Origin of the sequence: Tumebacillus sp. BK434 (assembly GCF_004340785.1) — a bacterium.
GTDB lineage: Bacteria > Bacillota > Bacilli > Tumebacillales > Tumebacillaceae > Tumebacillus_A.
Genome location: NZ_SLXS01000001.1, coordinates 579,860 through 594,465 on the forward strand (window position 1 = coordinate 579,860; position 14,606 = coordinate 594,465).

General features: G+C 63.2%; 4 protein-coding genes. 2 read left to right on the forward strand and 2 right to left on the reverse strand.

What is annotated here, in order from left to right; translation table 11 throughout:
* The first annotated feature begins 3 nt into the window (after positions 1 to 3).
* On the forward strand, positions 4 to 7,170 hold the full coding sequence (locus EV586_RS01860; RefSeq protein ID WP_132943368.1) for an amino acid adenylation domain-containing protein: 7,167 nt from the start codon (positions 4 to 6) through the stop codon (positions 7,168 to 7,170).
* Positions 7,171 to 7,408: 238 nt separating this feature from the next.
* Here the strand turns inward: EV586_RS01860 and EV586_RS01865 are convergent, their stop codons facing one another.
* Positions 7,409 to 8,572: a S8 family peptidase gene (locus EV586_RS01865; RefSeq protein WP_132943369.1), complete on the reverse strand. Its 1,164-nt coding sequence runs from the start codon at positions 8,570 to 8,572 to the stop codon at positions 7,409 to 7,411.
* Positions 8,573 to 8,605: 33 nt separating this feature from the next.
* Positions 8,606 to 9,793 (reverse strand): S8 family peptidase, encoded by a 1,188-nt coding sequence (locus EV586_RS01870; RefSeq protein ID WP_132943370.1) that lies wholly within the window; start codon positions 9,791 to 9,793, stop codon positions 8,606 to 8,608.
* A gap of 240 nt (positions 9,794 to 10,033) precedes the next feature.
* Between EV586_RS01870 and EV586_RS01875 the strand changes: the two genes are divergently transcribed.
* Entirely contained in the window at positions 10,034 to 14,602 is a 4,569-nt protein-coding gene (locus EV586_RS01875; protein WP_132943371.1) for a type I polyketide synthase, read from the forward strand.
* Positions 14,603 to 14,606: the final 4 nt, after the last annotated feature.

The following is a 14,606-nucleotide window of genomic DNA, read 5'->3' on the forward strand; positions in this document are numbered from 1 at the left end:
CCGGTGAACTATTTGTCAAAGGAAAACGTACAAGAAGTCCTCGACCTGTCGCTGTTGCAGACCAAGATCTACAGCCAAGAGAACCCGGAGCAGGCTGAGCTGCACATCGCGCAAGTTCGACTGCAGCTCAGCGGCGCCCTCGATCCTGCGAAGTTCGCGGCGGCCGTACAGCACGTGATCGCACAAAATCCGCTCCTGCGCACCGTGTTTCGCCCGGTGCGCGGGCGCGTGGTGCAGGTGCTATTGAAAAACCGCCCGATCGACGTGGCGGTGCTCGACCTGACCGGACAGGACGCAGTTGCGCAAGCGGCCGCGCTGGATCAGGCGGCGCGGGAAGCGCGCGCGCCGTTCCACCTCAACGAAGGCCCGCTCCTGCGGGTGAGCCTCGTCGTGCTCGATGCCGAACGCGCCGTCGCGCTCTGGACGCATCACGGCATGATCCTCGACGAGACGAGCCGCCGTTTGCTGCAAGCCGAACTGCTCACCGCGTATGACGCGCTTGTGAGCGGAACAGCCTTGCCGACGGCGAACCGGTCCTCTTTTAAAGACTACCTCAACTGGCTGAACGCGCAGGACCGCTCGGCGGCCCGCGAATTCTGGTCGCAGCATCTCGCCGGGTTCGAAGCGGCGACGCCGCTGCTCAACCAGCGCGAAGGAGACGGGGAGCCTGGCGTCCGCGCGCGCGCGTTCTCTGCGGAGCTGTCCCGCGCCTTGGAAGCGCTGGCACAGGCGCAAGGCGTGAAAGCGGAAACGCTGGTGCAGGCGGCTTGGGCGTTTTTGCTCAACTTGTACTCCCGTGAAGACGCGGTGACGTTTGGCGCCGGGTTTACCGGGCGTCCGGCGACCTTGTCCGGCGCAGAGGCGATGGTCGGGCGTTTCGCGAACACCTTGCCGCTGCATCTGGCGGTTGACGGGGAAACGGAGGTTGCGGAGTTCTTGCGGCAACTGGACGGGCTGACTGCGACGATGGAAAGCTTTGCGGTGATTCCGCTGGCAGAAGTGCGCAACTATGCCGGGCTTGGCGAGCAGCAGGAGCTGTTCACCAGCGCGGTCAACGTCTACGCAGGCGCAGCGTCTGCTGCCGGCGTCCTGCGCACGGAGCTGGCAGCGAAGCAGGAAGGGGCAGGCCTTGCGCTGGCGCTCGATGTGGAGACGGGCGAGACATGGATCGCGCGCGCCGCGTTCTCGGGTGACCGCTTGTCGGGGGAGACGGCCGAAGCGCTGCTCACTCATCTGGAGACGGTGCTGGCAAGCATGACCCTGCTGCCGCACGCGCGCATCCGCGAGCTGAACGTCTTGCCTTCCACTGAGCGCGAACCGCTGTTTGGCGCGTTTACGGCGACCCGACTGCAAGCGTATCCGCTCGACCGCCTGGCGCATCAGGTGATCGAAGACCAAGTGGCGAAGACGCCGGAGCAGATCGCGGCGATTTTTGAAGGTGCACAGATCACCTATGCCGAGCTGAACGCACGCGCGAACCGCCTGGCGCATTTCCTGCGCGAAAACGGGTTTGGCCGCGATGACCTGGCCGCTCTGTTCGCTGAGCGCGGCATCGACATGCTGACGGCGATCGTCGCCGTGATGAAAGCGGGCGGGGCGTATGTGCCGCTCGACTCGGCGCACCCGGATGCGCGCCTGTCCACGATCATCGAGACGGCAGGCGCCAAAGTCATCCTGACGCAAGGCCCGCTCTTGGAGCGCAGCCGTGGGCTGTCCGACCAGGCGCTGGTCTTCTCGCTGGATGAGCTGGACGGGCTGGCGAACTACCCGGATGTGAATCTGGAATTCGTTAACGTTCCGCATGACCTCGCCAACGTCTTCTTCACCTCCGGCTCGACCGGTCTGCCGAAAGGGGCGATGGTCGAACACGTCGGCATGCTCAACCACCTGTACGCTAAGATCGACCTGCTGGAGTTGACTTCGTCCTCGATCGTCGTGCAAAACGCGTCGCACTGCTTTGACATCTCCGTCTGGCAGTTCCTCGCCCCGCTGATGGTCGGCGGCACGGTCGTCATCTACGGCAACGACATCGCGATGGACCCGAACGCGCTGCTCGCATCGGTCCAGCGCGACAACGTCACGATCCTCGAGATGGTGCCGGCGGTGATCGAAATGTTCCTGCAGGCGGTCGCCGAACATGCAGAAGCGGCGGCGTTGCCGGAACTGCGCTACATGCTGTCGACCGGGGAAGGCTTGCGCAGCGGCCTCTGCGAGCGCTGGCTGGAAGCGTACCCGCATGTCAAAGCGGTCAACACGTACGGCGCGACCGAATGCTCGGACGACACCTCGCACAAAGTCGTGACTGCCGCGAACCGCGACGAGTGGGACCTCGACCGCGACTTCGTGACGCTGGGCACCCCGATCCCGAATTTTAACGTCTATGTGCTCGACAAGTGGAACCGTCCCGTGCCGATCGGCTGCACCGGCGAGATCTGCATGACCGGCGTCGGCGTAGGGCGCGGCTATCTGAACGACCCGGAGCGCACGGCGCAGGCGTTTGTGCCGAATCCGTTTGACGACGGCCGGGGCGAACGCATGTACAAAACGGGCGACCTCGGGCGCTTCCTGCCGGACGGGCGGCTGGAGTTTGTCTCCCGCGCCGACTTCCAAGTCAAAGTCCGCGGCCACCGCATCGAGCTCGGCGAGGTGGAAGCGGCGATCCTGAGCCACCCGTCCGCGGAGCAGACGATCGCCATCGTCCGCCCGGACAGCGCGGGCCAGAACCGCATCCTCGCCTATGTCATCGTCTCGGAAGCGGTCGACATGGACGCGTGGCGAGAGTACCTGCATGACCGCCTGCCGGAATACATGATCCCGGAGCACATTCTGACGCTGGACAGCTTCCCGCTCAACCGCAACGGCAAAATCGACCGCAAAGCGCTGCCGGAGCCGGAAGCGGCCGAGCGCGGCGCACACGCTTTTGCCGCGCCGCGCAATGAGCTGGAACAGGCGCTGGCCGACATCTGGGGCGAGATTTTGGAGCGCGGAGATATCGGGATTGATGACAGCTTCTTCCACCTCGGCGGGCACTCGCTGAAGATGATCCAGATCCGCTCGCGGATCAAGCAGAAGCTCGGCCTCGACGTGCCGCTGAAAGTGCTGTTCGAAAATCTCACCTTGCGCGACCTCGCGCCGCACGTGGGGCTGCTGCAAGGGGAAGACGGCGTGTCGCAAACGATTCCGGCCCTGCCGGACGCCGAGTTCTACCCGATGTCGCACGCCCAGCGCCGCCTGTATTTCATCCAGCGCCTGACGCCGGCCAACACGGCGTACAACATGCTGGAAGCGCATGAGGTGGCAGGCGAGATGAACCGGGACGCGCTGGTGCGCGCTTTCCAGACGATCATCGACCGCCATGCGGTGCTGCGCACCACCTTCACGATGCAAGACGGCGAGCCGGTGCAGCAGATCGCCGCCAGCGTTCAGCTGAACGTGCCGCTCGAAGATCTGTCCGCGCTGCCGGAAGCGGAGCGCGAAGCAGAGCTGCACGCGCGCATCCTCGCCGAACAGGATCTGCCGTTCGATCTCGAGCAGGGCCCGGTGATCCGCCTGCGCCTGCTCAAGCTGGCCGAACTGCGCCACGTGCTGCTGATCTCCAAGCATCACATCGTCACCGACTTCTGGTCGTGGGGCGTGCTGCATCAGGAGTTCTACGCGCTGTACACCGCCTATGCGAACGGGGAGGACAGCCCGCTTTCGCCGCTGCCGATCCAATACCGCGACTACGCGAGCTGGCAAAACGACCGTCTGCATACCGGCCAGCTGGCCGAGTCGGAAGCGTACTGGAAGCAGCAGCTGTCGGGCGATCTGCCGGTGCTCGACCTCCCGACCGACCATCCGCGTCCGGCGCTGCAGCAGTTTGCGGGCCAGAACATCCGCCGCCTGCTCGACGGCGAGCTGTCCGGCCGCATCCACGAGCTGGGCGCCCGGCATGAAGCGACCTTGTTCATGGTGCTGCTCGGCGCGCTGGGCACGTTCCTGTCCCGCATGAGCGGCCAGCAGGACATCGTGATCGGCACCCCGGAAGCGGGCCGCAACGTGATGGAGCTGGAAGAGCTGATCGGCTTCTTCATCAACACCTTGCCGCTGCGCCTCGACCTGTCCGGCAATCCGGCGTTTGCCGAGATGCTGGAACGGGCGAAACAAGTGGCGCTGGACGCCTACGCGCACCATGAGTATCCGTTCGACAAGCTCGTCGAACTGGCCAAGCAGGAGCGCGACTTGAGCCGCTCGCCGCTGTTCTCCGTGATGTTCCAAGTGGTGCGCCGTCCCGATCAAGTCGAGACGGGCGGCCTCAGCCTGTCGCCGGTGCCGATGAGCGCGACGACGACCGCCTTCGACCTCGCCGTGACGTTCGTCGAGCGCGAAGAAGGCTTGGAGCTGAACTTCGACTACCGCTCCGACCTGTTCGAGCAGGCGACGATGGAACGCTGGATGGGGCACTTCGAGACGTTGCTCCGCGCGATCGTCGCACAGCCGGAACAGCAGCTCGCTCAACTGCAGTTGCTCACCTCCGCAGACCTCGCACCGGTGCTCGGCGCCTGGAACCAAATCAGCGCAGAGCCCGATCCGATGCTGCGCATTCACCACCTGTTCGAAGCGCAGGTCGACCGCACGCCGGATGCGACCGCCGTCGTCTGTGCAGGCGAGTCGCTGACCTACCGCGAGCTGAATGCTCGCGCCAACCGTCTGGCCCGCTATCTGCAAAGCCTTGGCGCAGGGCCGGAGAAGCTGGTCGGACTTTGCTTGGACCGCAACCTCGATCTGGTGACGGCGCTCTTGGCCGTGCTGAAGGCGGGCAGCGCGTTCGTGCCGCTCGATCCGGCGTATCCGCAGGAGCGTCTGGCGCTGATCCTCGAAGACACCAGCATGCCGCTGCTCGTGACCGGCACATCGCTGATCGCCATGCTGCCGCCGCACGGCGCGCAGACGGTGCTGATCGACGCCGATCGTGAAAAATGGGCCGGGGAAGCGGACGGCAACGTCCCGTCGCCGGTGCGGCCGGACAGCCTGGCCTACCTGATCTACACATCGGGCTCGACCGGGCGTCCGAAAGCGGTCATGGTCGAACATCGCCACCTGATCGCGACGCTTCTGGCCAGTCAGCAGCACTTCAGGTTCTCCCAGAACGATGTGTTCCCGTGGATCGCTTCGTTCGCCTTTGACATCGCGTACTTCGAACTGCTCAACCCGCTGATCGCAGGCGGCACTTCGGTCGTGCTGTCCAAAGACCATCTGCTCGACCTCCCGGGCCTCGTCTGCGATCTGGAAGGCTACACGATGATCCACACCGTGCCGAGCCTGATGCGCCAGATCGTCGAGATGATCGCCAGCCAAGAGATCGACACCACCCGCTTCGACGGGCTGCGCATGATCTTCATCGGCGGCGACGCCGTTCCGCCGGAGCTGCTCAACATCATGCACCGCACCTTCCGCAACGCCGAAGTGCGCGTGCTTTACGGGCCGACCGAAGCGGCGATCATCTGCGCGCAGTACCCGGTGCCGCGCGGAGCGAAAATGGAGCGCTTTATGATCGGCTCCTCAATGAATCACGCGAAGATCCGCATCTACGACGCGCACGGCAACCTCGTGCCGACCGGTGTGCCGGGCGAGCTGTACATCGGCGGCTGCGGCGTCTCCCGCGGCTACTTCGGCCGTCCGGAGCTGACCGCCGCGCAGTTCGTCGTCCTCGACGGCGAGCGCTGGTACAAGTCGGGCGACCTCGCCCGCTACATGGCGGACGGGACGATCGACTTCCTCGGCCGGATTGACAACCAGATCAAGATCCGCGGCTTCCGCATCGAGCTCGGCGAGATCGAAGCGGCGCTCGGCAAGCACCCGTCCATCTCGGAAGTGGTCGTGCTCGCCCGCGAGATCAACCAAGGCGACAAACAGCTCGTCGCCTACGTGTCGCCGAAAGAAAACGCCGCACTGTCGTCCGCCGAGCTGCGCAGCGCACTGCAGGCCCATCTGCCAGAGCATATGGTGCCGTCGTTCTTCGTGCTGCTCGACGCGATGCCGATGACGCCGACCGGCAAGATCGACCGCAAGCAACTGCCGCTCCCGCAGACTGCCGGCGAGAGCAGCTACGCGGCGCCGCGCGACGGCGTCGAATTGGCGCTGGCACAGGTGTTCGAAGAGGTGCTGGGCACGAGCGGCGTCGGCTTGTATGACAACTTCTTTGAGATCGGCGGGCACTCGCTGAAAGCGGTGGCGCTGATCGAAGCGATCCGCAAAAGATGCGGCGTGTCTGTACCGCTGACGGCGCTGTTCCAGGCGCCGACCGTCGCCAACCTGGGCCGCATTCTGCGCGGCGAGCAGGCTGCGGACCGCCAAGTCGTGCTCGTGCTCTTGCAAAAAGGGGACAACACGCGCCCGCCGCTCTTCCTGCTGCCTCCGCAAGGCGGCGGTGTGATGAGCTACCTGCCGCTGGTCAAAGGGCTGGACGGCGAAACGGTCTACGGCCTGCAGTCGGCAGGCTTCGAGTCGGATGAAACGCCGTTCTCGACGATGGAAGCGATCTCCGAGCGCTTCCTGGCGGAGATCCGCTCGGTGCAGCCGGAAGGGCCGTACCGCCTCGCAGGCTGGTCGTTCGGCGGCGTGGCGGCGTACGATCTGGCGCTGCGCCTGGAAGGGCAGGGGCAGGAAGTGGAGTTCCTCGGCCTGTTTGACGTCATGCCGATCGACCCGGACAACGGGGAAGCGCATGCGCAGGCGCAGACGGAAGAGGTGGCGCTGCTTCATCAGGCGGCGCAGCTCGACATGGACCTGTCGCTTGTGCAAGGCTTGCCGGTGGAGGAAGGCCTCGACCTCGTCCTGCGCCGCGCCGATGAGCTGAACCGTTTGCCGGAAGGGACAACGCCGGAGTCGATGCGCCAAAAAATGCGCGTCATGATCAACAACGGCATCGCCGGATTCTCCTACGTCCCGCCGGGGAAAGTACGGGCCGATCTGACGCTGTTCCGCTGCTCTGAAGAGCCCAAGCAGCCGGAACTGGCGCACCCGCTCGTCGATCCGGAGCTGTGGAGCCCGTACACGCTGGGGGCGGTCAACGTGATCCCGGTGCCGGGTGACCATCACAGCCTGTTCCACCCACCGCATGTGCACAAATTGGCGGAGCAGATGAAACCGCTCTTGCGCGTTGTCATACGAGCAGGGCAAGAGGTGTAGCAACACTTGTAAACAACAAGAACTACGCTGAAAAAGGAGCAGCCAGAATGGCTGCTCCTTTTGATTGTGCCGCGGGTCACTGTGTGCAGGCTCAGAGGGCATGAACGGGGCTGCAGCGCTGAGATGTCCCCAGACCAGACCGTGGACGACCGATGCTCTGGATAACGAGGTGCCGGACGCATCAGGCTTTACTATTTGGCAGGTGATACGGGCTGGGGAAAGGCATCCTTTGTCTGTGTTACTGCACGGAGCGGTACGCGTTGACGCGGCCACAGTTTGTGCCGAGGTTGATGATCTTGTCGGCGGAGGAACAGATTCGATCCACAACTGTCGCAGGTGAAACGGAATAGCCAAAGCGCTCGATCGTCAGCGCGGCGACGCCGGAGACGATCGGCGTGGCCATCGAGGTGCCTGACATCGTGGTCATACCGCCGCCGTTGGCGGTGGAGTAGATGTTCAGCCCTGGCGCTGCGATGTCGACCCAGGTGCCGTAGTTGGAGAAGGAGCATTTGGCATCGGTGGACGTGGTGCAAGCGACCGAGAAGACATTGTTGTAGCCGGCCGGATATTGCACGGTGGTGTTGCCGTTGTTGCCGGCCGCCGCGACGATCACGGCGCCTTTGTTCCACGCGTAATTGACCGCGTTTTGGAAGGCCGAGCTGTAGGCGCCTCCGCCCATTGAGAGGTTGATCACCTTCGCACCGTTGTCGGCCGCGAAGAACAGTCCGCTGATGATGTCGGAGGTGTAGCCGGAGCCGGAGTAGTTGAGCACTTTGACCGGCATGATTCGCGCGTTCGGCGCGACGCCCGAGCCATTGAGCCCGTTGTTGCCGCTCGCCGCTGCGATCCCGGCGACGTGCGTGCCGTGACCCTGGTCGTCGTCGGCGTCGGTGTCGTTGTTGACAAAATCATACCCGGCGACGATCTTGCTGGACAGGTCGGGGTGCTGGATGTCTACGCCGGTGTCGATGATGGCGATCGTGACCCCGGTGCCGAGGGCATAATCCCAAGCTTGCGGGGCTTGGATTTTGGTCAGGTGCCATTGGTTCACGAAGGACGGGTCGTTCGGAATGAAGTTGACGCTGTACACCGCGTCGAGCTCTGCCGTTTCCACCGCCGGGTCGGCCTGCAGCTCGGCGAGCAGCGCTTCCGCCGATTGGCCGGTCGGAACTTTCAGCACCTGATAGCCCGCTTGGGTCAGGTTCTTCTTCAGCTTGGCGCCGTGCTTGGCGGCGACGTCGGTCCCGGCTTTGCCCGGTTTGACTTTGACCATGATCTGGTCGGTGGAAGCGGTCACCCCCGGCTTGTCCTGCTGTACGGCAGAAGCGGCGGCTGCCGGAAGCAGGGCGGAAGTCAAAGCGACCGTCATCAGGATTTTCATCAGTTTGTTAGAAATTTTCATTTGGAAAACCTCCCGTATGGTAATGGGGTGTCGTTATTGCGTGCAGGCTTTGTATGCATTGACGCGTCCGTAGACCCAGTAACTGCCGGTGCCTGAGATCGCATCTGCTGTCGAGGTGATTTTATAGACGATCATTGACGGGCTTGCGGTGCTGTATCCGGGACGGCCTTTGACCAGACCGGCGACGCCCGCGACGATCGGAGCGGCCATCGAGGAGCCGGACATGGTGATCATCCCGCCGCCCTTGGCCGTGGAATAGATGTTTTGGCCGGGCGCTGCGATGTCGACCCAGGTTCCGTAGCTTGAGAAGGATGCTTTTGCATCGGTGCTGGTGGTGGCGGCGACAGACAAAACGTTCGTGTATGCGGCCGGATAAGTTACCGTTGTGTTGCCGTTATTGCCTGCTGCCGCGACGATCACCACCCCTCTGTTCCAGGCGTAGTTGACCACGTCTTGGAAAGCTGCCGAGTAAGAGCTTCCGCCGAGCGACATGTTGATGATGCTGGCGCCGTTGTCGGCCGCATAGTACACGCCGCTAATAATATCGGACGTGTAGCCAGCGCCGGTCGAATCGAGCACTTTGACCGGCATGAGCCGGGCGTTCCAGTCGACGCCTGCCCCGTGACTGGAATTATTCGTAAGCGCCGTTGCTGTTCCGGCGACGTGGGTGCCGTGGCCATGATCGTCATCCGCGATAGAGTCACTGTTGACGAAGTCGTAGCCGGGGACGATTTTGGCGGCAAGGTCCGGGTGCAGCAGATCGATGCCGGTGTCAAGGATGGCGATCCTCGTCGAGGATGATCCGCGACAGTAGTCCCACGCATAGTTCGCTTGAATTTTCGGCAGGTGGTACTGCGAAGGGTAGGCGGGGTCGTTCGGCGTGGTGACGTCTGCGTAGAGAATCTCATCGAGCTCCGCCGCTTCCACATGCGGGTCGGCCAACAGCCGGGTCAGTACTTCCTGCGCTTTGCCAGCCGGCACTTTCAGTGTTTTGTAACCGGAATTAGACAGGGCTTTCTTGAATTTCGCGCCATGTTTGGCGGCGATGGCGTTGATGTCTTGGCCCGCTTTGACTTTGACTATCAACTGATCGGTCTCCGCTTTGACTTTGACCGCCGGAACGGGCTCGGTTTGAGCGGCTGCAGCAGCTGATCCCGGAAGCAGAGCGGCAGAGACTGCGAGGATGGCGAAGGCGCCTGTGAATCGAGTGAATGTTGCCATTTGATGGCCTCCTTTTTCTTTTATAAATTAAGTATAAAATTAAACACAGAAATTTGCAAATCTTTCCCATATGCCTTATGTATAATTTTTTTCGACAACTTTGTAATAAATTAAGTGTTTTAAGAAGGGTTCTTATTTTACAACCAGAATATGAAAAGAAGAGAAACTAATTCGATTCGCCCCAATATTCACTGTCATTAACCGCTAGAGCAAGGCAGTCATAAGGAGGTATTCTTCACGATGAGCCATGAGGATCAACCGTTGGAAGGGATTGCTGTCGTCGGCCTGTCCGGACGTTTCCCGGGAGCGAAAAATATTGAGGAATTTTGGAACAATCTGCGCGAAGGTGTCGAGTCGGTGCGATTTTTCTCCGATGAAGAACTGCTGGCGGCAGGAGTGAGCCCGGCCAAGCTGCAGGACCCGAATTTTGTTAAAGCCGGGGCGACGCTGGACGGAGTGGCGGAGTTTGACGCCGCCTTTTTTGGATTTAACCCCCGAGAAGCGGAGATCATGGACCCGCAGCACCGCCTGTTTTTAGAATCGGCGTGGTCAGCGCTGGAGCATGCGGGCTACGACCCGGACCGCTATGACGGCACCATCTCCGTGTTTGCAGGCACGGGCATTTCCCGCTACATGCTGTTCAACCTGCTGCCGAACCGTGAGCTGGTCGAGTCGGTCGGGCAAGTCCAGCTGATGATCACCAACGACAAAGACTATGTTGCCACCCGCACGTCGCACAAGTTGAACTTGAAAGGCGCGAGCGTTTCGCTGTCCACGGCCTGCTCGACGTCGCTTACGGCGGTGCATCTGGCCTGCCAAAGCCTGCTGATCGGCGAGACGGACATGGCGCTGGCGGGCGGCGTGTCGATCGCCGTGCCGCAGACGGCCGGCTACACCTATGTCAACGGCTCGATCCTGTCCCCGGACGGGCATTGCCGCGCCTTTGATGACAACGCCAAAGGCACCGTGCCGGGCAGCGGTCTCGGCGTCGTTGTGCTCAAGCGTCTGGAGGACGCCGTGCAGGACGGCGACACGATCTATGCGGTGATCAAAGGCACGGCGATCTCTAACGACGGCGCGCAAAAAGTCGGCTTCACTGCGCCGGGCGTCGAAGGACAGTCACAAGCGATCGCCGAAGCGCTGGCCATCGCCGACGTCGAGCCGGACACGGTCACTTACATCGAAGCGCACGGCACGGGCACGGAGCTTGGCGATCCGATCGAAATCTCGGCGCTGACCCAGGCTTTCCAGCTCAGCACCGACCGCACCGGGTACTGCAAAATCGGCTCGGTGAAAACGAACGTCGGCCATCTCGACGCCGCAGCAGGTGTGACCGGACTGATCAAAACGGTGCTCAGCCTGCAGCATGGCGAGATCCCGCCGACGCTGAATTTTGAAAAGGCAAACGCCAAGATCGATTTTGAAAATTCTCCGTTTGTGGTGAACACGGAGCTGACCCCTTGGGAGACGGACGGCCAGCCGCGCCGCGCCGGGGTGTCCTCGTTCGGACTTGGCGGCACGAACGTCCACGCCGTGCTCGAAGAAGCGCCGGTCCAAGCGAGCGAAGACGCAGCCCGACCGTGGCAACTGCTGCTCCTCTCGGCGAAGACCGACGCGGCGCTGGAAAGCGCGACCGACAACCTCGCCGCCCATCTGACGGCGCATCCGGAGCAAAAGCTGGCCGATATCGCTTACACGCTGCAAGTGGGCCGCAAAGGGTTCGCCTCCCGCCGCGCCCTCGTTGTGAAAGACCATGCTGAGGCGGCCGACCTCCTCGCCGGACGCGATCCGCAAAAGCTGATGAGCCGCACCTTGCCGATGCAGGAGCGCCCGGTGGCCTTTTTGTTCACCGGCGTCGGCGACCAGTACGTGAACATGGGCTATGAGCTGTACCAGACGGAAGCGCTGTTCCAAGAGACGGTCGACGAGTGCTGTGAGCTCTTGAAACCGCACCTCGGGGCTGACCTGCGCGACCTGCTGTTCGACCCGGAGCGGGCGGCGACAGGGCAAGGACAGGCAGCGCAAGCGTTCGACCTGCGGAAGATGCTCCGCCGCGATGAGACGGCCGACCCGCAGGCGCAACAATTGAACGAGACCGTCTACGCACAGCCGGCGATGTTCGTGATCGAATACGCGCTGAGCCGCCTGCTGATGGCATGGGGCATGCAACCGCAGGCGATGATCGGCCATTCGCTCGGGGAGTATGTCGCCGCTTGCCATGCCGGGGTGTTTGAGCTGGAAGATGCTTTGCTGCTCGTCGCCAAGCGTGCGCAGCTGATTCAGGAGCTGCCCGGCGGGGCGATGCTCGCCGTGCCGATGAGCGCGGAGGAAGCGCAAGGCTGGTTGGCCGACGGGCTGTACCTCGCAACGGTCAACGCGCCGAAGCACTGTGTCATCTCCGGCACGGAGGAGGCGATCGCCGCACTGGAAGCGCGCCTGCAAGGGCAAGGCGTCGCCTGCTCCCGCGTCGCCTCGACCCATCCGTTCCATTCGCCGCTGATGCAGCCGATCGCCGAGCGGCTGACCGAACTGGTGCGTCAAGCCGGACCGCAAGCGCCGCAGATTCCGTTCCTTTCCAACGTGACCGGGACGTGGGCGAGCGCCGAAGACGTGACCGACCCGGCGTACTGGGCGCGCCACCTCTGCCAGACGGTGCACTTTGCCGACGGCGTCCGCGCGCTGGCGGAAGACCCCAATCTGCTCCTGCTCGAAGTCGGCCCGGGGCAGACGCTGTCCAGTTTTGCCGCGCAGACATTGACCGGCCGCACGGTGCTGCCGACGTTGCGCGCGTCGTTCGACCAGCGCTCCGATGCTGCGTTTTTGCTCAGCACGCTGGGCCAGCTCTGGCTGGAAGGCGTGGAGATCGACTGGAGAGCCTTCACAGGGGATGAGCGCCGTCTGCGCGTACCGCTGCCGACCTATCCGTTTGAACATCACCGCTACTGGATCGAACCGCTCGCAGGCGCCAGCGCCCCATCCGCCGGGCAAGAGGTGAAGGCGGACATCGCCGACTGGTTCTCGCTTCCGGTGTGGAAGCGGACGCTGGCGCAATTGCCGACAGCCGAACAGGAAGCGGCACGCTGGCTGGTCTTCGCCGACGAGCACGGGCTCGGCCAGCAGCTCGCCAAGCGACTGACCGCACTCGGCCATGAAGTGTTCGCCGTGACGGCAGGGGAGAGCTATCAGAAAGACGGCACCCACCGCTACGTGATCGACCCGGCCAGCACATCCGACTATGAAAGCGTCATGCGCGACCTGCTTCAGCAGGACAAGACGCCATCCAAGCTGCTCCATCTGTTCAGCGTGACCGGCGACCGCGACCTGAGCGGAGACTTCGACACGGCGCAGACGCTCGGCTTCTACTCGTTGTTGAACATCGCCAAGGCGGTCTCCCGCCTCCACCTCGCCGATCCGCTCGAACTCTGGGTCGTGGTCGACCACCTGAGCGAGATCGAAAGCGCCGATGCGCCTTGTGCAGAAAAAGCGACCTTGCTCGCCGCCTGCAAAGTCATCCCGCAGGAATATGCCAACATCACCTGCCGCGCTCTCGAAGTGCGCGTGCCGCATGCGAACTCCCGCCAAGCGGAGCGCCTGTTGACGCAGCTCACAAACGAGCTTGCGGCAGGCAGTGCGGACCGGCTCGTCGGCTTCCGCGGGCAGCACCGCTTTGTGCAGACGTTTGAGCCGCACCCGCTGCCGCAAGCGGAAGGGCGTCCGGCGCGCCTGCGCGACAACGGTGTCTACCTGATCACCGGCGGACTCGGTGCGTTTGGCACCTGGTACGCCGAGTACCTCGCGCAGACGGTGCAAGCGAAGCTCGTCCTCGTCACCCGCACGCCGCTTCCACACCGCGACCAGTGGGCCGATCCGCTGGCTGCCGAGCACGGAGAAGACAAGCTCAGCGCGCGCACCTACAACGTGCGCCGTCTGGAAGCGCTCGGGGCAGAAGTGCGCGTCGTCAACGCGGATGTCGCGGATGAAGCGCAGATGTGCGCTGTGATCGCTGCTACCGAAGCGGAGTGGGGTCCGATCCACGGCGTGATCCATGCCGCAGGGCTGGTCGACCCGGACTCGATGACGACGATCGCCGAGACGACCACAGCCGAATGCGAGCCGCATTTCCGCCCGCGCGTCGGCGGTGCGTACGTGCTGCAGCGCCTGTTCGCTGCCAAGCCGCTCGACTTCTGTCTGATCAACTCCTCGCTGTCCTCCGTCCTCGGGGGTATCGGCCTCGTCGCGCCGACGGCGGCGCACCTGTTCCTCGACGCCTTTGCTCTCAACCAGCAGCGCGAAGGGGACTTCCCGTGGCTGCTCATCAATTGGGAGCCGGGCACCGGCCCGCAGATGCTCGACGCCATCGGTCGGGTCTTGGCGATGGAACCGGCCGTCCCGGTGGTCGCATCGCCCAAAGACCTGCATCTGGCGCTGAAAAAATGGATTCAGTTCGACGCCAAGAGCGGCCAGCAGGACGCGGTGCATGAAAAGCTGTCCGGCCAGGCGCACGCACGCCCCAACCTGCATACGGCCTATGTCGCGCCGCGCGATGAGGGGGAGGAGCTGATCGCCGCGATCTTCCAAGAGCTGCTCGGCATCGAAACGGTCGGCGTGCACGACTCCTTCTTCCAGCTCGGCGGCAACTCGCTGCTCGGCACGCAGCTGATCACCAGGCTGCGCAGCTCGTTCCAAGTCGACCTGCCCCTGCGCATTCTCTTCGAAGCGTCGACGGTCGCTGAGCTGTCGGTGATCATCGAAGAGCTGATCATCGAAGAGATCTCCAAGCTGAGCGATGAAGAAGCTTTGAGCTATTAGTCCC